27 protein-coding genes are annotated in these 26,033 nt (G+C 63.2%); 12 read left to right on the forward strand and 15 right to left on the reverse strand.

Going from position 1 to position 26,033, the window contains the following annotated elements:
- From ACK1U9_RS11470 to ACK1U9_RS11495, 6 genes are all read left to right on the forward strand, one after another.
- Positions 1–998, forward strand: a 998-nt coding sequence (locus tag ACK1U9_RS11470; protein WP_449109911.1) for an ABC transporter ATP-binding protein, incomplete at its 5' end; no start/stop codon positions are given.
- 1 nt (position 999) lies between these two features.
- On the forward strand, positions 1,000–1,911 hold the full coding sequence (locus tag ACK1U9_RS11475) for an ABC transporter permease (RefSeq protein WP_046616096.1): 912 nt from the start codon (positions 1,000–1,002) through the stop codon (positions 1,909–1,911).
- The gene (locus tag ACK1U9_RS11480) at positions 1,901–2,707 is read left to right on the forward strand and encodes an ABC transporter permease (RefSeq protein WP_449109912.1); all 807 of its coding nucleotides are present in this window, start codon (positions 1,901–1,903) and stop codon (positions 2,705–2,707) included. Before ACK1U9_RS11475 ends, ACK1U9_RS11480 begins: the two co-directional genes overlap by 11 nt.
- Before the next feature lie 17 nt (positions 2,708–2,724).
- Entirely contained in the window at positions 2,725–4,149 is a 1,425-nt protein-coding gene (locus tag ACK1U9_RS11485; RefSeq protein ID WP_196187913.1) for a gamma-aminobutyraldehyde dehydrogenase, read from the forward strand.
- Between the two features lie 125 nt (positions 4,150–4,274).
- Positions 4,275–4,529: a type II toxin-antitoxin system HicA family toxin gene (locus ACK1U9_RS11490; RefSeq protein ID WP_087502647.1), complete on the forward strand. Its 255-nt coding sequence runs from the start codon at positions 4,275–4,277 to the stop codon at positions 4,527–4,529.
- On the forward strand, positions 4,526–4,858 hold the full coding sequence (locus tag ACK1U9_RS11495) for a type II toxin-antitoxin system HicB family antitoxin (RefSeq protein WP_003252175.1): 333 nt from the start codon (positions 4,526–4,528) through the stop codon (positions 4,856–4,858). The genes ACK1U9_RS11490 and ACK1U9_RS11495 overlap by 4 nt, the downstream gene beginning before the upstream one ends.
- Positions 4,859–5,058: 200 nt before the next feature.
- On the opposite strand, the gene ACK1U9_RS11500 is transcribed toward ACK1U9_RS11495, so the two are convergent.
- Positions 5,059–6,165, reverse strand: coding sequence for an NADH:flavin oxidoreductase/NADH oxidase (locus ACK1U9_RS11500; RefSeq protein ID WP_046616093.1), 1,107 nt, complete (start codon positions 6,163–6,165; stop codon positions 5,059–5,061).
- Positions 6,166–6,798: 633 nt separating this feature from the next.
- On the opposite strand from ACK1U9_RS11500, the gene ACK1U9_RS11505 reads away from it, so the two are divergent.
- Positions 6,799–7,062 carry a DUF3077 domain-containing protein gene (locus ACK1U9_RS11505; RefSeq protein ID WP_075043948.1) on the forward strand — a complete coding sequence of 88 codons (264 nt, stop codon included), beginning with the start codon at positions 6,799–6,801 and terminating at the stop codon, positions 7,060–7,062.
- A 300-nt stretch (positions 7,063–7,362) separates the two neighbouring features.
- Here the strand turns inward: ACK1U9_RS11505 and recJ are convergent, their stop codons facing one another.
- Positions 7,363–9,072 carry a single-stranded-DNA-specific exonuclease RecJ gene (recJ, locus tag ACK1U9_RS11510; RefSeq protein WP_085601932.1) on the reverse strand — a complete coding sequence of 570 codons (1,710 nt, stop codon included), beginning with the start codon at positions 9,070–9,072 and terminating at the stop codon, positions 7,363–7,365.
- Between the two features lie 8 nt (positions 9,073–9,080).
- Positions 9,081–9,623, reverse strand: a complete 543-nt coding sequence (locus ACK1U9_RS11515) for a YaeQ family protein (protein ID WP_013971198.1) — start codon at positions 9,621–9,623, stop codon at positions 9,081–9,083.
- Positions 9,624–9,756: 133 nt separating this feature from the next.
- Here ACK1U9_RS11515 and ACK1U9_RS11520 point away from each other — a divergent pair, with 133 nt between their 5' ends.
- The gene (locus ACK1U9_RS11520; RefSeq protein ID WP_196182976.1) at positions 9,757–10,956 is read left to right on the forward strand and encodes a CaiB/BaiF CoA transferase family protein; all 1,200 of its coding nucleotides are present in this window, start codon (positions 9,757–9,759) and stop codon (positions 10,954–10,956) included.
- Between the two features lie 20 nt (positions 10,957–10,976).
- Positions 10,977–11,852, forward strand: a complete 876-nt coding sequence (locus tag ACK1U9_RS11525; protein ID WP_135001687.1) for a TIGR02285 family protein — start codon at positions 10,977–10,979, stop codon at positions 11,850–11,852.
- A 250-nt stretch (positions 11,853–12,102) separates the two neighbouring features.
- On the opposite strand, the gene ACK1U9_RS11530 is transcribed toward ACK1U9_RS11525, so the two are convergent.
- From ACK1U9_RS11530 to ffh, 12 genes are all read right to left on the reverse strand, one after another.
- Positions 12,103–12,384 carry a DUF3509 domain-containing protein gene (locus ACK1U9_RS11530; protein WP_046616087.1) on the reverse strand — a complete coding sequence of 94 codons (282 nt, stop codon included), beginning with the start codon at positions 12,382–12,384 and terminating at the stop codon, positions 12,103–12,105.
- A gap of 79 nt (positions 12,385–12,463) precedes the next feature.
- On the reverse strand, positions 12,464–12,883 hold the full coding sequence (locus ACK1U9_RS11535) for a histidine kinase (RefSeq protein WP_046616086.1): 420 nt from the start codon (positions 12,881–12,883) through the stop codon (positions 12,464–12,466).
- Positions 12,884–13,098: 215 nt separating this feature from the next.
- Positions 13,099–14,508 (reverse strand): threonine synthase, encoded by a 1,410-nt coding sequence (gene thrC / locus ACK1U9_RS11540; protein ID WP_010952565.1) that lies wholly within the window; start codon positions 14,506–14,508, stop codon positions 13,099–13,101.
- 58 nt (positions 14,509–14,566) lie between these two features.
- Positions 14,567–15,871, reverse strand: a complete 1,305-nt coding sequence (locus tag ACK1U9_RS11545; protein WP_046616085.1) for a homoserine dehydrogenase — start codon at positions 15,869–15,871, stop codon at positions 14,567–14,569.
- An 83-nt stretch (positions 15,872–15,954) separates the two neighbouring features.
- Complete coding sequence (locus ACK1U9_RS11550) at positions 15,955–16,698, reverse strand: DsbC family protein (RefSeq protein ID WP_046616084.1); 744 nt, start codon at positions 16,696–16,698, stop codon at positions 15,955–15,957.
- A 153-nt stretch (positions 16,699–16,851) separates the two neighbouring features.
- Positions 16,852–17,748, reverse strand: a complete 897-nt coding sequence (gene xerD / locus ACK1U9_RS11555; RefSeq protein WP_046616083.1) for a site-specific tyrosine recombinase XerD — start codon at positions 17,746–17,748, stop codon at positions 16,852–16,854.
- Between the two features lie 265 nt (positions 17,749–18,013).
- Complete coding sequence (locus ACK1U9_RS11560) at positions 18,014–18,421, reverse strand: acyl-CoA thioesterase (protein WP_025337914.1); 408 nt, start codon at positions 18,419–18,421, stop codon at positions 18,014–18,016.
- A gap of 95 nt (positions 18,422–18,516) precedes the next feature.
- Positions 18,517–18,867 (reverse strand): 50S ribosomal protein L19, encoded by a 351-nt coding sequence (gene rplS / locus ACK1U9_RS11565; protein WP_003252148.1) that lies wholly within the window; start codon positions 18,865–18,867, stop codon positions 18,517–18,519.
- A 42-nt stretch (positions 18,868–18,909) separates the two neighbouring features.
- Positions 18,910–19,662 carry a tRNA (guanosine(37)-N1)-methyltransferase TrmD gene (gene trmD / locus ACK1U9_RS11570; protein ID WP_003252146.1) on the reverse strand — a complete coding sequence of 251 codons (753 nt, stop codon included), beginning with the start codon at positions 19,660–19,662 and terminating at the stop codon, positions 18,910–18,912.
- 3 nt (positions 19,663–19,665) lie between these two features.
- Positions 19,666–20,202 carry a ribosome maturation factor RimM gene (gene rimM, locus ACK1U9_RS11575; RefSeq protein WP_013971190.1) on the reverse strand — a complete coding sequence of 179 codons (537 nt, stop codon included), beginning with the start codon at positions 20,200–20,202 and terminating at the stop codon, positions 19,666–19,668.
- A gap of 5 nt (positions 20,203–20,207) precedes the next feature.
- A complete protein-coding gene (gene rpsP / locus ACK1U9_RS11580) occupies positions 20,208–20,459 on the reverse strand; it encodes a 30S ribosomal protein S16 (protein WP_003259424.1) in 252 nt (83 codons plus the stop codon).
- Positions 20,460–20,718: 259 nt separating this feature from the next.
- Positions 20,719–22,095: a signal recognition particle protein gene (gene ffh, locus ACK1U9_RS11585; protein ID WP_013971189.1), complete on the reverse strand. Its 1,377-nt coding sequence runs from the start codon at positions 22,093–22,095 to the stop codon at positions 20,719–20,721.
- Positions 22,096–22,384: 289 nt separating this feature from the next.
- Here ffh and ACK1U9_RS11590 point away from each other — a divergent pair, with 289 nt between their 5' ends.
- The 3 genes from ACK1U9_RS11590 to ACK1U9_RS11600 all read left to right on the forward strand — a co-directional run bounded on the left by ACK1U9_RS11590 (position 22,385) and on the right by ACK1U9_RS11600 (position 25,985).
- The gene (locus ACK1U9_RS11590) at positions 22,385–23,194 is read left to right on the forward strand and encodes a cytochrome C assembly family protein (protein ID WP_025337912.1); all 810 of its coding nucleotides are present in this window, start codon (positions 22,385–22,387) and stop codon (positions 23,192–23,194) included.
- 9 nt (positions 23,195–23,203) lie between these two features.
- Positions 23,204–24,409 (forward strand): transporter associated domain-containing protein, encoded by a 1,206-nt coding sequence (locus ACK1U9_RS11595; protein WP_046616082.1) that lies wholly within the window; start codon positions 23,204–23,206, stop codon positions 24,407–24,409.
- A 274-nt stretch (positions 24,410–24,683) separates the two neighbouring features.
- Entirely contained in the window at positions 24,684–25,985 is a 1,302-nt protein-coding gene (locus ACK1U9_RS11600) for an MFS transporter (protein WP_046616081.1), read from the forward strand.
- Positions 25,986–26,033: the final 48 nt, after the last annotated feature.

Here is a 26,033-nt window from a genome sequence, read left to right on the forward strand (position 1 = left end):
GCACCTTCGGCGAGGTCAAGGCCGTCGACCAGGTCAGCATCGACATTATCGATGGCGAATTCTTCTCCATGCTCGGCCCCTCTGGCTCGGGCAAGACCACCTGCCTGCGCCTGATCGCAGGCTTCGAGCAACCCACCAGCGGTTCGATCCGCATCCACGGTGTCGAGGCTGCGGGCGTCCCGCCCTACCAGCGCGACGTCAACACCGTATTCCAGGACTACGCCCTGTTCCCGCACATGAACGTACTGGACAACATTGCCTACGGCCTGAAGGTAAAAGGCGTGGCCAAGGCCGAACGCCACAGCCGCGCCGAAGAAGCCCTGGCGATGGTGGCCCTGGCCGGCTACGGCGCGCGCAAGCCAGCGCAGTTGTCCGGTGGCCAGCGCCAACGCGTGGCCCTGGCCCGCGCTCTGGTCAACCGGCCACGGGTACTGCTGCTGGACGAGCCGCTTGGCGCGCTGGACCTGAAGTTGCGCGAACAGATGCAGGGCGAGTTGAAAAAGCTGCAGCGCCAGCTGGGCATCACTTTCATCTTCGTCACCCACGACCAGACCGAGGCGCTGTCGATGTCCGATCGCGTCGCAGTGTTCAACCGCGGCCGTATCGAGCAGGTCGACACCCCGCGCAACCTTTACATGCAACCGGCCACCACCTTTGTTGCCGAATTCGTCGGCACCTCCAATGTGGTGCGTGGCGAATTGGCCACGGCGCTCAATGGCAGCCCCGCGCCCTTCTCCATCCGCCCCGAACACATCCGCCTCGGCGACCCGGCCACAGCCGGCCAGCACGTCCAGGTCAGCGGCCAGCTGCGCGATATCCAGTACCAGGGCAGTGCCACCCGCTACGAGCTGCAACTGGACAGCGGCCAGCTGCTGGCGGTGAGCCAGGCCAACGACCGCTGGCAGGCGCAGGCGCAGGCTTGGCAACCCGGGCAACGGGTCCGGGCGCACTGGCCCCGCGAAGCCATGACGGTGCTGCAGGAAACCGAGGGCCGCTGACATGAGCACACTGCGCGGCCTGTCCAACCTGTTGTACCGGCGCCCCAACCTGTACCTGGCCTTGCTGCTGATCCCACCGCTGACCTGGTTCGGCGCGATCTACCTGGGCTCGCTGCTGAACCTGCTGTGGCAAGGCTTCTATACCTTCGACGACTTCACCATGGCGGTGACGCCGGACCTGACCCTGGGCAATTTCGCCGCGCTGTTCAATCCGTCGAACTTCGACATCATCCTGCGCACCTTGGGCATGGCGCTGGCGGTGTCGCTGGCCAGTGCGGTGCTGGCGTTCCCCATCGCCTATTACATGGCGCGCTACACCAGCGGCAAGACCAAGGCGTTTTTCTATATAGCGGTGATGATGCCGATGTGGGCCAGCTACATCGTCAAGACCTACGCCTGGACCCTGCTGCTGGCCAAGGGCGGCGTGGCCCAGTGGTTCGTCCAGCAGCTGCATCTGGATGCCCTGCTGCAAACGGTGCTGGCGGTGCCGGGCGTGGGCGGCAGCACGCTGTCGACTTCGCACCTGGGGCGCTTCATGGTGTTCGTGTATATCTGGCTGCCGTTCATGATCCTGCCGATCCAGGCCTCGCTGGAACGCTTGCCGCCGTCACTGCTACAAGCCTCGGCAGACCTCGGCGCCCGGCCTGGGCAAACCTTCGTGCAGGTGATACTGCCGCTGTCGATTCCGGGCATTGCCGCCGGCTCGATCTTCACCTTCTCGCTGACCTTGGGCGACTTCATCGTACCGCAGCTGATCGGCCCGCCCGGCTACTTCATCGGCAGTATGGTCTATGCCCAGCAAGGGGCGATCGGCAACATGCCGATGGCCGCTGCGTTCACCCTGGTGCCGATCGTGCTGATTGCGGTGTACCTGTCCATCGTCAAGCGACTGGGAGCCTTCGATGCACTCTGAAAAAGCCTCGGCCGGGCTGCGCCTGGCCGCCTGGGGCGGGTTGCTGTTCCTGCACTTCCCGATCCTGATCATCTTCCTGTACGCGTTCAACACCGAAGACGCGGCATTCAGCTTTCCGCCCAAGGGCTTTACCCTTAAGTGGTTCGCCGTGGCCTTCGCCCGGCCCGATGTGCTGGAAGCGATCAAGCTGTCACTGCAGGTGGCCTGCCTGGCCACGCTGATCGCCCTGGTGCTCGGCACGCTGGCCTCGGCGGCGCTGTACCGGCGCAGCTTTTTCGGCAAGGAGAGCATTTCGCTGATGCTGATACTGCCCATCGCCCTGCCCGGCATCATCACCGGCATCGCCCTGCTCTCGGCGTTCAAGACCTTGGGGATCGAGCCCGGGGTGTTCACCATCGTGGTCGGCCACGCCACGTTCTGCGTGGTGATCGTCTACAACAATGTGATCGCTCGCCTGCGGCGTACTTCGCAGAGCCTGATCGAAGCCTCGATGGACCTCGGCGCCGACGGCTGGCAGACCTTCCGCTACATCATCCTGCCCAACCTAGGCTCGGCACTGCTGGCCGGTGGCATGCTGGCCTTTGCCCTGTCGTTCGACGAAATCATCGTCACCACCTTCACTGCCGGCCACGAACGCACCCTGCCGATCTGGCTGCTCAACCAGCTCAGCCGACCGCGCGACGTGCCGGTGACCAACGTGGTCGCCATGCTGGTGATGCTGGTGACCATGCTGCCAATCCTTGGCGCCTATTACCTGACCCGTGGCGGCGAAAGCGTCGCGGGCAACGGCAAATGACCCTGGAGGAGTCCCCGATGCAAACGCAGATGCTGATCAATGGCCAGCTGGTCGCTGGCCAAGGCCCGGCCTGGACCGTGCTCAACCCGGCGCTGGGCAGTGCCCTGGCGCAGATCAACGAAGCCAGCGAGGCCCAGGTGGACAGCGCCGTGCGCGCCGCCGACCAGGCTTTCGACAGCTGGTCGCAAACCAGCCCCAAGGAACGCTCGCAGGCCTTGCTGGCGCTGGCCGACGCTATCGAAGCCCATGGCGATGAACTGGCCCGGCTGGAATCGCAGAACTGCGGCAAGCCGCTGAGCGCCGCGCTGAATGACGAGATCCCGGCAATTGCCGACGTGTTCCGCTACTTCGCCGGTGCGGCGCGCTGCCTGGGCGGCTCGGCAGCCGGCGAGTACCTGCCGGGCCATACGTCGATGATCCGCCGCGACCCGCTGGGCGTGGTGGCCTCGATCGCGCCGTGGAACTACCCGTTGATGATGCTGGCGTGGAAGATCGCCCCGGCCCTGGCTGCCGGCAACACGGTGGTGATCAAGCCCTCCGAGCTGACCCCGCTGACCGCCCTGCGCCTCGGCGAACTGGCCCAGGACCTGCTGCCACCGGGGGTGCTGAACATCCTCTTTGGCCGCGGTCAGACAGTCGGCAACCCGCTGGTCAACCACCCCAAGGTGCGCATGGTGTCGCTGACCGGCTCGATCCCCACCGGCGCGCACATCATCAGCGCCACCGCCGACAGCGTGAAACGCATGCACATGGAACTGGGTGGCAAGGCCCCGGTGCTGGTGTTCGACGATGCCGACATCGATGCCGCCATCGACGGCATCCGTACCTTCGGCTTCTACAACGCCGGCCAGGACTGCACCGCGGCCTGTCGGTTGTATGTGCAGGATGGCATCTACGAGCGTTTCGTCGAACGCCTGGGGGCCGCAGTGGCCAGCCTCAAGCCGGGCCCGCAGGAAGCCGAGGACACCGAACTGGGGCCACTGATCAGTGCCCAGCACCGCGACAAGGTCGCAGGGCTGGTGCAACGGGCTATTGCCCAGCCGCACATTCGCCTGGTAACCGGTGGCAAGGCCATTGATGGCGACGGATTCTTCTTCGAACCGACCGTGCTGGCCGATGCCCTGCAGGACGACGAAATCGTGCGCAACGAAGTGTTCGGCCCGGTGGTGTCGGTGACCCGCTTCAGCAACGAAGCGCAGGCGCTGGAATGGGCCAACGATTCCAACTACGGCCTGGCCTCATCGGTATGGACCCGCGACACCGGCCGCGCTCACCGCCTGGCGGCGCGCCTGCAGTATGGCTGCACGTGGGTGAACACCCACTTCATGCTGGTCAGCGAAATGCCCCATGGCGGGCAGAAGCACTCGGGGTATGGCAAGGACATGTCGATGTATGGGCTGGAGGACTACACCTGTGTGCGGCATGTGATGATCAAGCATTGACCGAACCGTTAGCCGAGGGGCTTTGCCCCCTCGGTTAACATCTCAGACATTTCCTTCAAGCTTGATCTACTCCCTCCTACTGCTCATCCATTGAGCCATGCTTGCTGGTATCATCATCTGATACCATGAATAATCATCAGCAAGCCACACTTGAAGCAGTACTGAAAAGGCCGGTTCCCAGGACGCTGGAGTGGGCGCGAGTGGAATCACTGTTGGTATCCCTGGGTGCCCGAGTGATTGAAGGACGAGGGTCACGGGTTCGCTTTGAACTCAATGGAGCAGTGGCAACCTTCCACCGCCCTCATCCGGACAGGCACGCAAAGCCCTACCAACTACGAGACGCCCGCCAGTTCCTTGAGCAGGCAGGAGTAATACCATGAATGTCATGACTTACCGCGGCTATGCCGCTCGTATCGAATACAGCGACGAAGACCAGTTGCTGATCGGCCACGTTGCGGGTATTCGCGATGTGATCGGTTTTCACGGCGAATCCATCAGTGAGTTGCGCCAGGCATTCGAAGAAGCCGTGGACGATTATCTTGAGACTTGCGAACGCCTGGGCCGCGAGCCGCAGAAGACCTACTCTGGCAAGCTTAGCCTGCGACTCGAACCTACCCTTCATGCCAGCGTGGCCGCCAAGGCCGAGTTGGCAGAGAAGAGTATCAACCAGTGGGTAAGCGATATCCTCAGCAAAGCCGCCTATAGCTGAGTTGAGAAGCCAACGCGGTCGTTGTAGGGGCGGGGTCATCGAGGCGTCGAACCGCCGCGAACACCGGCGAAGCCGGTGCCAAACACCGAGCCGCCTTCTTCGCGGGCTTGCCCGCTCCCACAGGTACATCACAGCCCTTGAGGTTAGTGATGTACCTGTGGGAGCGGGTTCACCCGCGAAGAGGCCAGTACAGGTAGACCCTAGTCGCGCAAATCCGACTCGTGAATCGGGTTGGCCCGGCTGGTGGCGCGCTGGTATTGCGCTGGCCAGGTGGCCTTGTTGCCGCCCAGGTCGTCGTCGGCGTGTAGCGGCCAGTACGGGTCGCGCAGCAGTTCGCGGGCGAGGAAGATAATGTCGGCCTGGCCGGTGCGCAGGATGTGCTCGGCCTGGGCCGGCTCGGTGATCATGCCCACGGTGCCGGTGGCAATTTCCGATTCCTTGCGCACACGCTCGGCGAAGCGGGTCTGGTAGCCGGGCCCTGTGGGGATTTCGGCATTGACCGAGGTGCCGCCGGAGGACACGTCGATCAGGTCGACACCCAAGCCACGCAGGCGGCGGGCCAGTTCGACGGTTTCATCCGGGTTCCAGCCGTCCTCCACCCAGTCGGTCGCCGATACCCGCACGAACAGCGGTAACTCGGCAGGCCAGACCTTGCGCACGGCCTCGACCACCTGCAGGGTCAGGCGGATACGGTTTTCGAAGCAACTGCCATATTCGTCGCGCCGCTGGTTGCTCAGCGGCGACAGGAACTGGTGCAACAGGTAGCCGTGGGCGGCGTGGATCTCGACCACTTTGAAACCGGCCTTCAGGGCACGCTCGGTCGAGGCGACAAAGGCGTCGATCACAGCCTGAATCTCATTGTGGTTCAACTCGTGCGGCGTCGTGTGTTGCGGGTCGAAGGCGATTTTCGACGGGCCCACCGGTTGCCAGCCGCCCTCCTCGAGCTTAACGCTGCCTTGCTTGCCCAGCCATGGGCGATAGGTGCTGGCCTTGCGCCCCGCGTGAGCCAGCTGGATGCCGGGCACGCTCCCCTGGGCGGTGATGAAACGGGTGATGCGTTGCAGCGGGGCGATCTGAGCGTCGTTCCACAGGCCGAGGTCTTCAGCGGTGATGCGGCCATCGGCGGTCACCGCCACGGCTTCAGTGATTACCAGGCCAGCGCCACCCACGGCGCGGCTGCCTAAATGGACGAGGTGCCAGTCGTTGGCCAGACCATCGACGGCGGAATACTGGCACATCGGCGAAACGGCGATGCGGTTGGGCAGGGTCAGCTGACGCAGGGTGTAAGGCTCGAGCAGCAGGCTCATGAGGGCACCTCCCAAGGACTCCAATGGTGATCCGGCCCGGACACTCAATTGCACGTCCCTGGCCCAGGTCCGGTCATAACTTCAGACTAGACCAGAATGGTTGGGGGGGAGGTTCCATGGGATTTCGGGTGGGTGTGCAAGGGGGGGTTGGATCGAGAGTGGCGGCGCTCGATCTCCTAGGCAACATCACTCTCAAGGCAGGCACCTGGCAGCCCTGCCCGCCGCTACAGGCAGGCACTCTGACAGGTATTTCAGATAATCCCTACGATCCCGATCTGGTGAAGCCTAAGATGAGGAAATACCCTACAAGCCCTGTCGACTCGCGTCTGATTGTTACTGGAATCCTGACTCTCTAGCCTTTGCTGGTCGCTGGCATTCAGCGGCCGGGGGTGGAATCCCGATCAATTACCGAGTAGCTGTCGTCATGGCAGTTGTGCGCGGAAGGCCGCAAAGCCTACCGGGTTTACTCGTAGCCTGGATTCCACACCGCGTACAACTGCCACCCTTCGTGTGGAATCGGAGAGGCGGTCAATCAGCAACCATACGAGTGATTGATATGAAAATGACAGTCCCTGATCCCCCCTCATTTCTTCTCCTTCGACAAAGCGCTCAGAATGATCAGGAGAGGAATCAATGAAGACAGACGACACCCAATTCACCGTCGGCAAGACCACTTTCTTTCAGGGTGAGAACCAGACCCACCCATTATTTCGCATCGAAGCGGGCATTCCGTGCCGAGACGCCCGTGATCAGGCTTCGGAATTGATGGGCTATGTGCGGGAGTTGACCATCGTCGGGCTGATGGATGAGAAACCCATGATGATCTGGGCTGCGCACTATCTCAGTGCGATGGCCAAGGCACTGATGGATGATGCCGAGTTAGGTATGGCGCGCTGAGTTTGATGTGATCATCGGTCGTACGGAGAGCAATTTCGCAAGCCCACCGCAGAGCCTTGTGGGAGCGGTTTACCCGCGAAGCAGACGACGCGGTGGATGGCACCGGCTTCGCCGGTGATCGCCGGCAAGCCAGCTCCCACAGGTACAGTGCAAGCCTCAAGCCCGGTGCAGGCCCTGTGGGAGCGGGCATGCCCGCGAAGCAGCGACTCGGTGGATGGCACCGGCTTCGCCGGTGTTCGCGGGTGAACCCGCTCCCACAACGGGCCAGCGCCAGGCCGTCAGCAGCGGCGGTATCTACCGTCAGCGCGGTTCCATGTGGGCAATCATCAACTGCACACTTTCATTACCACGGAACTCGTTCACATCCAGCTTGTACGCCAACTCGACCCAACGCACCGTCGGGTTCGGCCACACTTCGCGGTCAATGCCAAAGGCAATGCCGTCCAGCCGCACCGAGCCGCACTCGCTCTTGAGTACCACCTTCAGGTGCCGCTCGCCCACCACGCGCTGCTCCACCAACTGGAACACGCCATGGAACAGCGGCTCGGGGAAGTGCTGCCCCCAGGGCCCGGCATGGCGCAGGGCCTTGGCCAGGTCGAGGTGGAACTCCTCCACCGCCAGGCTGCCGTCGGACAACAGCCGACCGGTCAGGTCCTCTTCGCGCAGCTGGCGTCGTACTTCTTCATCGAACGCCTCGGCAAATGCAGGGAAATTGGCCTCAGGCAACGACAATCCCGCCGCCATCGCGTGGCCGCCGAACTTGCTGATCAGTTGCGGGTGGCGCGCCGCCACGGCATCCAGCGCATCGCGAATATGGAAACCCGGCACCGAACGCGCCGACCCTTTGAGCATGCCCTCGCCAGCGTCGGCGAAAGCGATGGTCGGCCGGTGGTAACGCTCCTTCAGGCGCGAAGCCAGAATACCGATAACCCCCTGGTGCCAGTCGGCATCGAACAGGCACAGGCCATATGGCATCGACTCGACAGGCAGGTCCTTTAGCTGGGCCAGGGCCTCGCGCTGCATGCCCTGTTCGATGGACTTGCGGTCCTGGTTCAGGTCATCCAGCTGCTGGGCCATGTCCTGGGCCAGGGCCGCGTCTTCGCACAGCAGGCATTCGATGCCCAGGCTCATGTCGTCCAGGCGCCCGGCAGCGTTCAGCCGCGGGCCCAGGATGAAGCCGAGGTCGGTCGAGGTGATGCGCCGGTGATCGCGACGGGCCACTTCAAGAATGGCCTTGAGCCCCGGCCGGGCGCGGCCGGCGCGAATGCGCTCAAGACCCTGGTGCACCAGGATGCGGTTGTTGGCATCCAATGGCACCACGTCTGCGACGCTGCCCAGGGCAACCAGGTCGAGCAATTCGCCGATGTTCGGCTGCGGCTGCGTTTCGTAGCGCCCCAGGCTGCGCAGGCGCGCACGCAGGGCCATCAGCACATAGAAGATCACCCCTACCCCGGCCAGTGCCTTGCTCGGGAAACTGCAACCCGGCTGATTGGGGTTGATGATGGCGTCGGCGTCGGGCAACTCCGCGCCCGGCAGGTGGTGGTCGGTGACCAGCACCTTGAGTCCGGCGGCCTTGGCGGCAGCCACACCGTCGACGCTGGAAATGCCGTTGTCCACGGTGATCAGCAGTTGCGGCTGGCGTTGCAGCGCCACCTCGACGATTTCCGGGGTCAGCCCGTAACCGTATTCGAAGCGGTTGGGCACAAGGTAGTCGACGTGGGCCGCGCCCAGCAGGCGCAGGCCCAGCACGCCGACAGTACTGGCAGTGGCGCCGTCGGCATCGAAGTCGCCGACGATGAGGATGCGCTGGCGCTGGTCGATAGCCTCGACCAGCAGGTCCACGCCGGCCTCGATGCCCTTGAGCTGCTGGTACGGCAGCAGGCGCGCGAGGCTTTTGTCCAGCTCGGCCTCGCTCTGCACGCCGCGCGCGGCGTACAGGCGGGTCAGCAAGGGTGGCAGATTACCCAGGAATGGAAGGGTCGGCGGCAGCGGGCGAGGTTCGATACGCATGGGGTGCTTCAGCCGCGCTCACCAAGCAGCCACTCCAGCTGCACTTCGTGCTGGCCACGGTCGTCGGTGACGAACAAGGTGCCTTCACTGATCATCACGTCCCACTTGATGGTACGGGGCATGTCGGTGGCAAGGGTTTCCAGCACCTCCTGCGGCACGGCGGCGATGCTCAGGTTTTTCAGGCCCTTGACCGCGTCTACCACTTTGTTCTGCCATACGCGCAGGCTGCCGTAGGCCAGCAGGCTGGTGCGCTCGGTGCGACGTGAGCACCAGGTCAGTCGGTCGGCGTCCGGCTGGCCCACTTCGATCCAGTGCAGGATGCGATCGTCCAGGCTCTTTTCCCACAGCGCCGCCTCGTCCACATCAGACAAACCACGGCCGAACGACAGGTTTTCGTTGTACCACAGGGCGTAGGCCAGCAGGCGCACGGCCATGCGTTCTTCGGTTTCCGAAGGGTGGCGTGCGATGGTCTGACGGACGTTTTCGTACACGCCGCGGTCGAGGTCGGTCAGGTTCAGTTCGAATTTGTAGGTGGTAGACGGCTGGGCCATGGTCGACGGGCTTCTTGCGCAGAGAAAAAGTGACACAGTCTAACCGATACTGCCCTTCGTTGCCCCGCAGCAGTATCTGCCGCTTCGGACCTATGATAAAACCACGCATCTGCCCAGCTGCCACGGATGCCCCATGACTACGCCCAGCAAACCCCTCGCCGGTCTCAAAGTTGTCGAACTCGGCACTCTCATCGCTGGCCCGTTCGCCTCGCGCATCTGCGCCGAATTCGGCGCCGAGGTAGTCAAGGTCGAATCGCCCGATGGCGGCGACCCGTTGCGCAAATGGCGCAAGCTTTACGAGGGCACCTCGCTGTGGTGGTTCGTGCAGGCTCGCAACAAGCAATCGCTCACCCTCAACCTCAAGCACCCCGAGGGCCGCGAGATTCTCAAGCGCCTGCTGGCCGAGGCCGACATCCTGATCGAGAACTTCCGCCCGGGCGTGCTGGAAAAACTCGGCCTGGGCTGGGACGTGCTGCACGCACTCAACCCGCGCCTGGTAATGGTGCGCCTGTCGGGCTTTGGTCAGACCGGGCCGATGAAAGACCAGCCAGGCTTCGGCGCCGTGGGCGAGTCGATGGGCGGCCTGCGCTACATCACCGGCTTCGACGACCGCCCACCAGTGCGCACGGGCATTTCCATCGGTGACTCGATTGCTGCCCTGTGGGGGGTGATCGGCGCACTGATGGCGCTGCGGCACCGGGAAGTCAACGGCGGCCAGGGCCAGGTGGTGGATGTGGCCCTGTACGAAGCGATCTTCGCCATGATGGAAAGCATGGTCCCGGAGTTCGATGTGTTCGGTTTTATCCGCGAACGTACCGGCAACATCATGCCGGGCATCACGCCCTCCTCCATCCACACCAGCGCAGACGGCAAGCATGTGCAGATCGGCGCCAACGGCGATGCAATCTTCAAGCGCTTCATGCAAGCCATCGGCCGCAACGACCTGGCCGACGACCCGACCTTGGCCACCAACGATGGCCGCGACCTGCGCCGTGACGAGCTGTACGGGGTAATCGACCGCTGGGCCAACAGCCTGCCGCTGGAGCAGCTGATGCAAGCACTGAACAACGCCGAAGTACCGGCCAGCCGCATCTATTCGGCCGAGGACATGTTCAACGACCCGCAGTACCTGGCACGCGAAATGTTCCTGCAGGCCAAACTGCCGGACGGCAAGCCGTTCCGCATGCCGGGCATCGTGCCCAAGCTGTCGGACACTCCCGGCTCCACCGAGTGGGTTGGCCCGGCGCTGGGTGAACACACCGAGGCACTGCTCGGCAGCCTGGGCTACGACACCGCGGCCATCGCCAGCCTGCGCGCAGCAGGCACGGTCTGACCCCGGCACGGCCCTGGTCCATGTGCGCTGCCCGCTGCTTACGCCACCTGGTCCTGCTTTGCGGGCTGCTGCCTGCATTGATGCTGCAGCCAGCCAGCGCCAAGGAGCGCATCTTCTGGCTGGTGCGCGACCTACCGCCTTTCACCATTTTCGAAGGGCCGGAAAAAGGCCAAGGGGTGATCGACCAATTGCTGCCCCTGCTGATCAGGCAGATGCCCGAGTACGACCATAGCATCGTGCGGGTCAACCGCGCCCGCGGTATCCAGATGCTGCAGGACCCGAAGAGCTTCACCTGCGATCCAACCCTGCTGTGGACACCCGACCGCGCAGAATATGTGCGGTTTTCCGTGCCCTCCCTGGGCGTGCTCAGTGGAGGTTTGGTGCTGCGCAAGGACAGCGAGGCGCTGGTGGCACCTTACCTCGACGGCCAGGAGATAGACCTGCATGGCCTGCTGAGCAAGACCCCGCTGAAGCTGGGGGTTGTCGCCGAGCGCAGCTATGGCACGCAGATCGACGCCATCCTGCGCCAGTTGCCCGACACCGCGTTCAGCCGCCACTACGGCAACGACGCCACCGCCAACCTGCTGCAGATGCAACAGCTCGGGCGCCTGCGCATGGTGCTCGGCTACTGGCCCGAAGTGCGCTACCTGGTCGAGCTGCAAGCCGGGGCTCTGGCTGACTACAAGTTTCATCCTGTGAAAGGGGTAAACCGCTACCAGTTTCTGCATGTGGGCTGTTCGAACAGCGAACTGGGGCGTGAAGCCATAGCGCACATCGACCAGCTGCTGCCTGCCTTGCGTCGGGATGTGTTGCCGGGGTTGTATGCGCGCTGGCTGGACCCGGCGTTGCAAGAAGACTACCTGGAAGAGAGCAAGCGTTTCTTCGAAGACCACTGATTGCCTGCACCGGCCCTATCGCCGGCAAGCCAGCTCCCACAGATACGGAACGGGGCTTGAAATTGATGCAGTCGAGGTGGGAGCTCGCTTGCCGGCGATAGGGCCGGTGCAGACAACCCAAAAAGAAACCCCGGGCGCTGGGGAAACACGCCCGGGGCCAAGCGAAAGCCCTTGGGGCTTCCCGTGACAGCCTTGCCAGCGCCGGAGCAAAGCACTGGCCAGGCTGCCCCTACAGTTTCTGATAAACCACTCAGGCAAAGGTTCCATGGGGTTGCTGGCGCTGCTGCAATGCCGCGATCACACAGGGCTGCAAACGCCCTTCGGCGATCTGCAGGTCGCGGTGTAGGCCATCCACCAGGTCGATCAACAGGCTTTGTTCCTGCAATTGGCGCTCGCTGACCGAGCGCCGCAGGGTGATGCCGGCGAGGCGGTCATGAATGGTCAGTTGACGATTACCCTGGGCATCGGCGACGCCGAGGTGGATCTGATAGGGGGTCAGGGCTTCGTTGAGCAGTCTGCAGATTCTTTCCATCCGGATCACTCGCTGCGTGGTGGGATATAGAGGAACTGACCAACAGACGCAGCGGAAAGTTCGTTACACCACGACTGTTTCAGTGAGCATGCGGGGCGCAGGTGACAGTTTGAATACGTCGCCATGGGCGCACCTGCAGTGCTTGCAGGGCACGCTGCAGGCTTGGCATCGACAGCGGCCAGGGCAGTTCGGCGAGCACCCACAGGCCCCGGTTTCTGGCCTCTTGGGCGAGGTTGCGGCGCTTGGGAGTAGCCTGGCCGACGAACAGCAAAGCACGTGTTCGCTGCTGCTGATCGAGCACGGCAAGACCGGCCCGGGTTGGCATGGCGTGGTCAAGGACCAGCAGGTCGGGGCTTCGATCCGCGCTCAGGCAGGCGTCAAGGTCTGCGCTGGTTTCGCTGATGCGCACGTGGAACATGCCCTGGGCGTTGAGGGCCTGGTGCAGGAGGATCTGGTGGGATGGGCGAGCCTGGTGGATCAACACATAGGGCTGGTACATGAGCCGCTCCTGGTGGGAGGACCGGCTAATTTAGGCTTTGCGCTGGGCGGGCCGAATAGGATGTTTCTGATAGAGGTTGGGAAAAGGCTTAGATTTTTGGGGCCGCTTTGCGGCCCATCGCGACACAAGGCCGCTCCTACAGGGGGCGCGATTCTCCTGTGGGAGCGGCCTTGTGTCGCGAAAGGGCTGCGTAGCAGCCCCGGAAAGCAACGCCGTTACAGAGGTTTGCCGCGGTTGCCATGCTGGCTGACAAAGCCCTGCACAGCCTTCAGGTCATTGGCCAGCACCGTGCAACGCTCTTCACGGCTGAACAGGTCGCTGAGGTGCGCCGGCAACTCCAGCGCCTTGCCAACACCGGCCTTCTCCACCGCTTCCGGGAATTTGACCGGGTGCGCGGTTCCCAGCACCACCATCGGCGTGTCCAGGCTGCGGCGGCACTCGCGGGCGGCCTTGACGCCGATAGCGGTGTGCGGGTCGAGCACTTCACCAGTGGCGGCGAACACTTCGGCGATGGTTTCGCAGGTCTGCTCGTCGCTTACAGCCAGCGAGTCGAACAGCTTGCGCGCTTCAGTCCAGCGGTCTTGCTCGACGCTGAAGCCGCCACCCTGCTTGAAGTTGGCCATCAGCTCGGCAATGGCGCCACCGTTGCGGCCGTGCAGGTCGAACAGCAGGCGCTCGAAGTTGGACGAGACCATGATGTCCATCGACGGCGACAGGGTCGCGTGCAGGGTTTCCTTGACGTACTGGTTGCCGCTCATGAAGCGGTGCAGGATGTCGTTGCGGTTGGTGGCGACGATCAGCTGGCTGACCGGCAGGCCCATGTTACGTGCCAGGTAGCCAGCGAAGATGTCGCCGAAGTTGCCGGTCGGCACCGAGAACGCCACGGAACGCGCCGGGCCACCCAGCTGCAGGGCAGCGTGGAAGTAGTAGACGATCTGGGCCATGATCCGCGCCCAGTTGATCGAGTTGACCGCAACCAGGCGAGTGCCTTTGAGGAACGACTGGTCGGCGAAGCTGGCCTTGACCATTTCCTGGCAGTCGTCGAAGTTGCCTTCGATGGCAATGTTGTGGATGTTGTCGCCGAAGATGGTGGTCATCTGCCGGCGCTGCACTTCGGACACGCGCTGGTGCGGGTGCAGGATGAAGATGTCGACGTTGTCGCAACGGCGGCAACCTTCGATGGCGGCGGAACCGGTGTCACCGCTGGTGGCGCCGATGATCACCACGCGCTCGTTGCGCTTGGCCAGCACGTGGTCCAGCAGGCGGCCGAGCAATTGCAGGGCGAAGTCCTTGAACGCCAGGGTCGGGCCGTGGAACAGCTCCAGCACCCACTCATTGCTGTTCAGCTGGCGCAGCGGAGCAACCGCGGCGTGGGCGAACTCGCCGTAGGTTTCTTCGAGAATCTTCTTGAAGTCGGCGTCGGCGATGCTGCCTTCGACGAACGGGCGCATCACCCGGAATGCAAGTTCGTGGTACGGCAGGCCGGCCCACGAGGCGATTTCTTCCTGGGTGAAGCGTGGCAGGTTTTCCGGGACGTACAGGCCGCCGTCGCTGGCCAGGCCAGCCAGCAGGACGTCTTCGAAATTGAGGGCCGGAGCCTGGCCGCGGGTACTGATATAGCGCATGGGTGCAAACCTTCGATGCTGGGGCCGGGGCCGCACTGGCGGCCCGCCGGCACTATTGTTAGTTGAGCTGTTCGACGCGAATGCGCACGACCTTGCCGACCACGTCCTGCAGGGCTTCCAGGGCGACAATGGCGTCGTTGATACGCTGCTCGACCACGCGATGGGTCAGCAGGATCATCGGCACCAGGCCGTCCTGTTCCTCGGCTTCCTTCTGCATGATCGACTCGATGTTGATGCCACGCTCCGAGAGGATGCTGGCCACCTGGGCCAGTACGCCCGGGTGATCCTTGGCCTGGATGCGCAGGTAGTAGGCGCTTTCGCAGGCTTCGATCGGCAGGATCGGGTGGGCCGACAGCGAATCCGGCTGGAAGGCCAGGTGCGGCACGCGGTTTTCCGGGTCGGAGGTCATGGCACGGACCACATCGACCAGATCGCCGACCACCGACGAAGCGGTAGGCTCCATGCCGGCACCGGCGCCGTAGTACAGGGTGGAACCGGCGGCATCACCGTTGACCATGACAGCGTTCATCACGCCGTTGACGTTGGCGATCAGGCGGTCGGCCGGGATCAGCGTCGGGTGTACGCGCAGCTCGATACCTTCGGCAGTGCGGCGGGCCACACCCAGGTGCTTGATGCGGTAGCCCAGAGCCTCGGCATAATTCACATCAGCAGTGGTCAGCTGGGTAATGCCTTCGGTGTAGGCCTTGTCGAATTGCAGCGGGATGCCGAAAGCGATCGAAGCCAGGATGGTCAGCTTGTGCGCGGCATCGATACCTTCAACGTCGAAGGTCGGGTCGGCTTCGGCGTAACCCAGCGCCTGGGCTTCGGCCAGCACATCCGGGAAGGCACGGCCCTTCTCACGCATTTCGGTGAGGATGAAGTTGCCCGTGCCGTTGATGATGCCGGCCAGCCAGTTGATGTGGTTGGCCGACAGGCCTTCGCGGATGGCCTTGATCACCGGGATGCCACCAGCCACGGCCGCTTCGAAGGCGACGATCACGCCCTTCTCGCGGGCCTTGGCGAAGATTTCATTGCCATGCACGGCAATCAGCGCCTTGTTGGCGGTGACCACGTGCTTGCCGTTTTCGATGGCCTTGAGCACCAGTTCGCGGGCCACGGTGTAGCCACCGATCAGCTCGATGACAATGTCGATCTCCGGGTTGCTCGCAACTTCGAACACATCAGCGGTAATGGGGGTACCGGTAATCTGGCAGTTCGGGTTCTGCGAGCGCATGGCAATCTGTGCCACTTCAATACCGCGCCCGGCACGGCGGGCGATCTCCTCGGCGTTGCGCTGAAGTACATTGAAGGTTCCGCCACCGACGGTCCCCAACCCACAGATGCCTACTTTGACCGGTTTCACTGTGAACTCCCCATTGAACGGCCGACACCTATGCCGACCGTGAAACATGCCGTCACCCCATGACGACGGCGTACTGAATTGGATTACTTGGCCAGTGCCAGCTTGGCGACCTGCGGTGCCGGCTGGTAGCCCGGAATGACCTGCCCGCTTTCAAGGACGATCGCCGGCGTACCGTTGACGCCGATCGACTGGCCCAGCTGGAACTGCTTGCTGACCGGGTTGGCGCACTTGGCGGCCTTGATTTCTTCGCCCTCGACCATCTTGTCCATCGCCGCACGGCGGTCGCTGGAACACCAGACGGCCTGCAACTGCTGGTCACCCGGCGAACCGAGCCCCTGGCGCGGGAAGGCGACATAGCGCACTTCGATACCGCGGCGGTTGAGTTCGGGCACCTCGGCGTGCAGCTTGTGGCAGTACGGGCAGGTGGTATCGGTAAACACGGTGATGTGCGACTTGGTCTCGCCCTTGGCAGGATAAACCACCATCTCGGCGGCTGGAATGCCGTTGATGAGCTTGGCAATGCCCAGGCGCTCGGTCTTCTCGGTGAGGTTGACCGGCTTGCCGTCCTGGATCTGGAACAGGTAGCCCTGCATCACGAACTGGCCGTCGCCGCTGGCATACAGCACGCGGCCACCCTGCAGCTTGACTTCATAAAGGCCACTGACCGGGCTGCTGGCCACGCTTTCGACGGGCACTTCCAGCTCGAGGTTCTGCAACGACTTACGGATGGCTTGCTCGGCAGCGGCATTGCTGTCGGTTGCCGCAGCAACGGCAAAGGTACTGGCCAGCGCCAACGCGGCGGCGGCGAAAAACTGGGTCACGCGCATGGGAACTCCTGAAGGCGGACAGGGGCCGGAGGGCGTCACCTGCGGAAAATACGCGGTGACCGTGCGGCCCTTGGTGCAAACCGTCCAAGCCTACCACATCACACCGCCGGTGAAGGGCCTTGCAAGGACCGGTCGGCGGAACATGAAAAACATTCATCCACGCGGGTGGTGCTGGGCATGCAGTTGCTGCAGACGGGCCTTGGCGACATGGGTGTAGATCTGCGTGGTCGACAAGTCACTGTGGCCCAGCAGCATCTGTACCACGCGCAGATCGGCACCATGGTTGAGCAGATGGGTGGCGAAGGCATGACGCAGGGTGTGCGGCGACAGCGGTTTGTCGATACCGGCAACCCGGGCATGGTGCTTGATGCGATGCCAGAAGGTCTGGCGGGTCATCTGCTCGCCACGCTGGCTGGGGAACAGGACATCGCTGGGGCGGCCATTGAGCAATTCGGCTCGGCCATCGCGCAGGTAGCGTTGCAACCACACCACCGCTTCTTCGCCCATGGGCACCAGGCGCTCCTTGCTGCCCTTGCCCATCACCCGCAGCACGCCCTGGCGCAGGTTGACCTGGTCGAGCGCCAGGCTGACCAGCTCTGTGACCCGCAGGCCGCAGGCGTACAGCACTTCCAGCATGGCGCGGTCACGCTGGCCGATGGCTTCGCCCAGGTCCGGAGCCTGCAGCAAGGCTTCGACATCGGCCTCGGACAATGACTTGGGCAGCGGCTTGCCCAGTTGCGGCATGTCGACTTGCAGGGTCGGGTCGATGGCCACCAGTTTTTCCCGCAGCAGGTAGCGGAAGAAGCCGCGCAGGCCGGACAGGAAGCGTGCCGTGGAGCGTGGCTTGTAGCCTTGATCGAGGCGCCAGGCCAGGTGGTCGAGAATCAGGTCGCGACCGGCGTCGGGCAAACTGACGCCGTGTTCCTGCAGCCAGCCGTTGAACAGGGCAAGGTCGCTGCGGTAGGACATGCGGGTGTTGTCGGAGAGGCCTTTTTCAAGCCACAGGGCGTCGAGGAATTGGTCGATCAGGGGGTGGTCCAGGGCGGGCATTCGGAGGCTGCTGGGTGTTGGAGGTGGCTTAGTGTTTCACAGCAGCATAATTGTTGTCTGTACTGGCCTCTTCGCGGCTAAAGCCCACCCACCTCGACCGCACTGCTCTCAAGGCCAGTGCAGTACCTGTGGGAGCTGGCTTGCCGGCGATAGGGCCCTTACAGGCAATACAAGACAGTTGCTCCACAGGGATATCACCGCCCTCGAGGTATGCGCGATCCCTGTGGGAGCGGCTTCAGCCGCGAAAGGGCCAGTGCAGGAGAACTCAGGCCTGGGGCAAAACCGGCACCGGGCGCTTGTCCTCGTCGATGGCGACGAAGCTGAACACCCCATGAATGGCCCGCTCGCGCCCATCCAGGTACATGTTCTCGACGAACACATCCACCTGCACCTGCAAGCTGGTATTACCCACCTTGATGACCGACCCCACCAACTCGACGATCGAGCCCGCCGGGATCGGGTGCTTGAAGTCGATGCGGTCAGTGGACACAGTCACCAGCGGCAGGCGGCAGAAGCGCGTGGCGGCGATGAACGACACTTCGTCCATCCAGGCCAGGGCGGTTCCGCCGAACAGGGTGTTGTGGTGGTTGGTGGTGTTGGGGAACACCGCCTTGGTCACGCGGGTCACCGACAGCTCGGTGCGGCGCAGGATTTCCTGGTCTCGGGTAGTCATGGCAATCACATCTTCGGGGGGGGCAAAACGCAAAAAAGCAGCCCGAAGGCTGCTTTTTTCTCGCTAGGCGGCCTTGGCCACCGGGCAAACTGCACTCAGGACAGTTTTTCCTTGATGCGAGCGGCTTTGCCGGACAGGTCGCGCAGGTAGTACAGCTTGGCTTTACGCACGTCACCACGACGTTTCACGGCCAGGCTGTCGATTTGCGGGCTGTAGGTCTGGAAGGTACGCTCTACGCCAACGCCGCTGGAGATCTTGCGCACGGTGAAGGCGCTGTTCAGACCGCGGTTACGCTTGGCGATAACGACGCCTTCGAACGCCTGCAGACGGGAACGCTCACCTTCCTTCACTTTAACCTGAACGACAACGGTGTCGCCTGGTGCGAAGGTCGGGATTTCCTTGCTCATCTGCTCGGCTTCGAGCTGCTGGATGATCTTGTTGGTCATGCTGTGCTCCTAAGATGGATACGTGATCCACCATCGATACGTTTAACTATCGTCCCGCTCGCGGAGATATTCCTCGAGCAGCTTCTTCTCTTCTCCAGAAAGCGAGCGACTTTCCAGAAGATCGGCGCGTCGTTCGAAGGTCCTACCAAGGGACTGCTTCATTCTCCAACGCCGGATGTGTGCATGGTTGCCACTTAGCAACACGTCGGGAACACGCTGATCCGCATACACCTCAGGCCGGGTGTAGTGCGGGCAATCGAGCAGACCGTCGGTGAAGGAATCTTCTTCCGCCGAATCCACATGCCCTAAAGCTCCGGGCAGCAGCCGTGTAACCGCATCGATCAGTACCATGGCCGGCAGCTCGCCACCGGAAAGCACATAGTCGCCAATCGACCACTCCTCATCGACATGAGCCTCGATAAAGCGCTCGTCGATGCCTTCATAACGACCGGCGATCAGGATCAACGATTCCTGTTCGGCCAGGCCTTTGACCGCCTGCTGAGTCAGCTTGCGGCCTTGTGGCGAAAGGTAGATCACCTTCGCCGCTGCTCCGGTCGCTTGCCTGGCGCTAACCAGGGCGTCTTCCAGAGGCTTGATTTTCATCACCATGCCCGGACCACCGCCAAACGGCCGATCATCCACCGTGTGGTGACGATCTGTGGTGTAGTCCCGCGGGTTCCAGCAAGTCACCTGAAGCAACCCCTGTTTCACCGCGCGGCTGGTAATGCCGTACTCCGTGATGGCCGAGAACATCTCGGGGAACAACGTGATGACGTCTACGCGAAGGTTACCCATCGTTTAGAAGTCCGCGTCCCATTCAACCCGCATCACGCCTGCTTCCAGGTCGACGTCGAGCACGCATTGCGCCGTATAGGGCAACAGACGCTCGCGATCATCCAGGCTGCCTGCGCAGGGCTTGACCACCATTACATCGTTCGCACCGGTCTCCAACAGGTGATCGACCTTGCCGAACAGTTGTTCGTCCTGGTTGATGACCTTCAGGCCCACCAACTGGTACCAGTAGTACTCGTCAGCAGCCAGGTTGGGCAAAAGGCTCCGCGGAATGCAGATTTCGTAACCGCTCAGAAGACGGGCTTCATCACGATCATCGAGGCCTTTCAGTTTCACGACCAGGCCCTTCTGGGAGCCACGACCGTTGACCAGCTCGACCTGCTTTACCTTGCCTTCGTGCCGAAGCGTCCAGCGCGGATAATCCAACAGGTTTTCAATCGGATCGGTAAAGGAGTACACCTTCACCTCGCCGCGAACGCCGTGAACCGAAAAAATCTTGCCAACGACGATGAGGTCGTCAGCCTTTTCTGGCGTCGCGTTCATACTACTCAGGCAGCAGCCTTGGCAGCGTCCTTCAGCAGCTGAGCAACGCGCTCAGACGGCTGTGCACCCTGGCTCAGCCAGTAGTTGACGCGCTCTTGGTTGACCGACAGCTTGACTTCGGCGCCAGCAGCGATCGGGTTGAAGAAACCTACGCGCTCAACGAAACGGCCGTCACGGGCGTTACGCGAGTTGGTCACGGTCAGGTGGTAGAATGGGCGCTTTTTCGAGCCGCCACGGGCCAGACGAATGGTTACCATGTGAACATCGTTCCTATAGTCGGTGCTGCAGTTGATACAGCAGCTGGTACTGCAAATCTGAATGCCAAATAGGCACACGGGTGCCCAAAAGGCCGCATATTCTCGGGGAATACACGGACATTTGCAAATGACTTTTTCGGCAAGGCCCTGCCCTGCCGTCCAGATCTGCCGGTTGAGCCGCGAAATCCGCGGCCATTGCCCCGCCACAGCGGGGGTTCTGGGTACCTGCCGGACAAACGGCAGGCCCCCGGAATAGGGGTTACAGCTTCGGCATGCCGCCGCCCGGCAGCATCCCGCCCAGGCCGCGCATCATCTTGGCCATGCCGCCCTTGGCGGAGAATTTCTTCATCATCTTCTGCATTTGCTTGTGCTGCTTGATCAGGCGGCCGACGTCCTGCACCTGGGTGCCGGAACCGATGGCGATACGGCGCTTGCGCGAGCCGCTGATCAGCTCCGGATCACGGCGCTCGGCCGGGGTCATGGAGTTGATGATCGCTTCCATCTGCTTGAACTGCTTCTCGGCGGCGCCCTGGGCATTGCCCATCTGCGACAGGTTGACCCCGCCGATGCTCGGCAGCTTGTCCATCAAGCCGCCGAGGCCGCCCATGTTCTTCATCTGTTGCAGCTGGTCGCGGAAGTCTTCGAGGTCGAAGCCCTTGCCCTTCTTCAGCTTCTTGGCCAGCTTGTCGGCCTTGGCCTTGTCGATGTTCTGCTCGGCCTGCTCGATCAGGCTGAGCACGTCACCCATGCCGAGGATGCGCGAGGCGACGCGGTCGGGGTGGAACGGTTCGAGGGCTTCGGTCTTCTCGCCCATACCGATGAACTTGATCGGCTTGCCGGTGATGGCACGCACCGACAACGCGGCACCGCCACGAGCGTCGCCGTCGACCTTGGTCAGCACCACGCCGGTCAGCGGAAGCGCCTCGCCAAAGGCCTTGGCGGTGTTGGCGGCGTCCTGGCCGGTCATGGCGTCGACCACGAACAGGGTCTCGATCGGCTTGACCGCGGCATGCAGCGCCTTGATCTCGTCCATCATGTCGGCGTCGATGTGCAGACGGCCGGCGGTGTCGACGATGACCACGTCGATGAACTTCAGCTTGGCTTCGCGGATGGCCGCTTCGGCGATGGCCACCGGCTTCTGGCTGATGTCGGACGGGAAGAAGGTGACGCCGATGTCGTTGGCCAGGGTTTCCAGCTGCTTGATCGCCGCCGGGCGGTAGACGTCGGCGGACACCACCATCACGCTCTTTTTCTTGCGCTCCTTGAGGAAGCGCGCCAGCTTGCCGGCGGTGGTGGTCTTGCCGGCACCCTGCAGGCCGGCCATCAGCACCACGGCGGGCGGGGCGGCGTTCAGTGCGAGGTCTTCGTTGGCCGCGCCCATCAGGCTTTCCAGCTCGGCCTGGACGATCTTCACGAACGCCTGGCCCGGGGTCAGGCTGCGCGATACTTCGGTGCCGACTGCACGGTCCTTGACGCTGTTGACGAAATCCTTGACCACCGGCAGGGCAACGTCGGCCTCGAGCAGGGCCATGCGCACTTCGCGCAGCGTGTCCTTGATGTTGTCTTCGGTCAGCTTGGCCTTGCCGGTGACATGGCGCAGCGTCTGTGACAGGCGGTCGGTCAGGTTTTCGAACATGGTGATCCTTTCAGGCCCAGTAAAAGCCGAGGTTTGTCAGGCGCCCAGGGGGGAGTGCATACCCGCCGGGCACAGCAAGGCGGCGATTATAGCGAAGTGCGGCGGCGGCGCACACCTTGCTGGCGGCCTGATAGATATTCGGTGGCTGTGCCGGCCACTTCATGGGTGAACCCGCTCCCACAGGGTCTGCACCACATTCAAAACCGGCCGCACCGCGGCCTGCCAGTCTTCCTAGACCAGCGCGATCTATGCCAAACTCCGTCTCTTTAAGGCTCGCCAACCAGGACTTATGTTCTCCTCACCCAGCCTCATCCCCAACCTGATAGCCGCCGGCCTATATATAGCCGCGGCAATCTACCAGGGCTCTTACCTTGCCCAGAACCGCAAGGCCGACAAGCGCCTGCTTGCCCTGCTGGGTGCCTTCGCGGTACTCGCCCAGGCCGGTGCGCTGTTCTTCCAGCTGATCACCCCGCTGGGCCTGAGCCTGGACTTCTTCAGTGCCGCCAGCCTGATCGCCGTGGCGGTCATCGCCCTGACCCTGCTGGCCTGCTTGCGCATACCCGTGGAAAACCTGCTGGTGCTGCTGTTCCCGCTGGGCGCGGTGACCGCGCTGCTGGCGCAGTTCGCGCCCCCCGGCACGGTGCCGCTGGTCAACGAAGAGCCGGGCATCCTCGCGCATATCCTGCTGTCGATCCTGGCCTACGGGCTGTTCACCATCGCAGTGTTTCAGGCACTGCTGTTGCTGCTGCAGGACCGCCAGCTGAAGAACAAGCACCCGTCCGGGCTGATCCGCAACTTCCCGCCGCTGCAAACCATGGAAAGCCTGCTGTTCGGCTTCCTCTGGGCCGGCTGGTGCCTGCTGTCGCTTTCGCTGATCTCCGGCTGGCTGTTCCTCGACAACCTGTTCGCCCAACACCTGGCACACAAGACCCTGCTGGCCTGTGTCGCGTGGGTGGTGTTCAGCGTGCTGCTGTGGGGCCGCACCCGCCTGGGCTGGCGTGGCCACAAGGCCATCCGCTGGACGCTGGCCGGTTTCTGCCTGCTGATGCTGGCCTATTTCGGCAGCAAGCTGGTTCGCGAATTCATCCTGCATATCTGACGGCCGCCCATGGATACCCTGCCGTACGCACCGCTATTCGGCACCTTGGCACTGGCGCTGTTGTGGTCGGCGCTGTTCACCGCGGTGGATGCCGCCCGCCTGCAACTCAATGGCGCGCTGCGCACCGGCGAGGATGGCCAGCCCGTGCTGCCGGCCCAGGCCCTGGTGCTGTGCGCCAGCCTGGGCAAGCTGCTGGTGCTGGGCCTGGCCTGCCTGGTTGGCCAGCGCCATAGCGGCGAGCACGGCTTCTGGCTGGCCGGGTTGGTCGCCACCCTCGTCCTGCTGGTGTTTGCCGAATACCTGCCGCGGCGCCTGGCCCGGCGCAACCCGCAGGCGTTCGTCAGCCTCGGCACCAGCCTGCTTAAAGTACCCCTCACCTTGCTGCAACCGCTGGCCTGGCTGCTGGATGGGATTGCCAAGCTGATCCTGCGTCCGTTCCGGGTGCAACCCACGGCCGTGGCCCTGCATCCGCAGGAAGCCGACGAATTCGACGAGGATGAGGAACACGAAGCGCCGCGCCATGGCCTGCTGGACGGCCTGCAGTCACTGAACAAGATGACCGTCAACGACATCCTGGTACCGCGCAACGAAGTGGACGGCATCAGCCTCGACGAGCCGATCGAGCGCATCATCGAGCAACTGATCGTCAGCCGCCACACCCGCCTGCCGGTGTACCACAGCGACATCAACCAGGTTGAAGCAATCCTCAATACCAAGTTGATCAGCCACCTGCTGCCCAAGGCCGAGCTGACCCTGGAGATGTTGCTCGGCGCCTGCTACGAGCCCTATTTCGTGCCCGAGAGCACGCCCCTGCAGATGCAACTGCTGAACTTCCACAAGCAGCAGCGCCGCCTGGGCGTGGTGGTGGACGAGTACGGCGAAGTGCTGGGCATCGTCACCCTGGAAGACATCCTCGAAGAGATCGTTGGCGAGTTCGAGGATGAACACAGCCTGGACAACCCCCACGTGCACCCGCAGCCCGATGGCACCTTCATCATCGACGGCACTGCTTCGCTGCGCGAGATCAACCGCAGCCTGGGCTGGCACCTGCCCTGCGACGGAGGGCCGAAAACCCTCAACGGGCTGGTCACCGAAGCGCTGGAAAGCATCCCGGAAAGCGCCGTTTGCCTGAAGATCGGCCGCTATCGCCTGGAAATCCTCGAAACAGAGGACAATTGTGCCAGCAAGGTACTGGTGTGGACCGTGACCCGATAGCTATACTCGGGTCACGCTTACCCAGCCCCGCCGTCCCGCCTGCTACCCGCAACCGGCGCTCCACGGCCAGTCCGCTCCACTGACACGCCCTGCGGTCCTGCTTCACACCCCGAACAGTATCCGCCCCCGCCCCTATCCCCCTTGGGCTATCGTCAGTCGGGCGCACACAACAACAAAACGCTCCGGCGCCCGCGCCACCGTGCCTGCCTTTTGGCATCGCACGCCGCGGGGCTTATCCCCATGGAGCCGGACCAGACTGTCAGGGACCTATTCAATGACAACCAGCAGCACCTATGCCGAAGCGCCTGCCGCACCGGTCAACTCGCCCGCGCGGGTAGCCACCGCCAGCTTCATCGGTACCGCCATCGAGTTCTACGATTTCTACGTCTACGCCACTGCCGCCGCCCTGGTGATCGGCCCGGTGTTCTTCCCGTCCGGGTCGGGTACCGCGCAGATGCTGGCGGCCTTCCTCACCTTCGGTATCGCCTTCCTGGCGCGCCCGCTGGGCTCGGCACTGTTCGGCCACTTTGGCGACCGTATCGGCCGCAAGTCGACCCTGGTCGCCTCGCTGCTGCTGATGGGTGTATCCACCACGGCCATCGGCGTGCTGCCGGGCTATGACAGCATTGGTGTATGGGCACCGATCATCCTCTGCCTGTTGCGCTTTGGACAAGGCCTGGGCCTGGGTGGCGAATGGGGTGGCGCGGCCTTGCTGGCCACCGAGAACGCGCCGGAAGGCAAGCGCGCCTGGTTCGGCATGTTCCCGCAGCTGGGCCCATCGATCGGCTTTTTGGCCGCCAACGGCCTGTTCCTGACCCTGGCCCTGGTGCTCAGCGACGAGCAGTTCCGCGAGTGGGGCTGGCGCATTCCGTTCCTGCTCAGCGCCGCGCTGGTACTGGTGGGCCTGTATGTGCGCCTGAAGTTGGAAGAAAGCCCGGTGTTCGCCAAGGCCGTCGCCCGCCACGAGCGGGTGAAAATGCCAGTGGTCGACCTTTTTTCCAGATACTGGCTGCCGACCCTGCTGGGCGCAGCGGCAATGGTGGTCTGTTACGCGCTGTTCTACATCTCCACGGTGTTCTCGCTGAGCTATGGCGTGACCACGCTGGGCTACAGCCGCGAGATGTTCCTTGGCCTGCTGTGCTTCGCGGTGGTGTTCATGGCCCTGGCCACACCGCTGTCGGCCTGGCTCAGCGACCGTTACGGGCGCAAACCGGTGTTGATCGTCGGCGGCCTGCTGGCAGTGGCCTCGGGCTTTACCATGGAGCCGCTGCTGACTTCGGGGTCGACCGCAGGCGTGGCGCTGTTCCTGGCCATCGAGCTGTTCCTGATGGGGGTGACCTTTGCACCGATGGGAGCATTGCTGCCTGAACTGTTCCCGACCCACGTGCGTTATACCGGCGCTTCGGCGGCATACAACCTGGGCGGCATCGTCGGGGCCTCGGCGGCACCGTTCTTTGCCCAGAAGCTGGTGAGCATGGGTGGGTTGAGCTGGGTGGGGGGTTATGTGTCGGTGGCGGCGGTGATCAGCTTGATTGCCGTGCTGTGCCTGAAAGAAACCCGCAATACCGAACTGTGAGAAAGCAGGGGCTGCTTTGCAGCCCATCGCCGGGGAGCCCCCGCCCCC

The organism is Pseudomonas sp. XP1 (assembly GCF_053557675.1).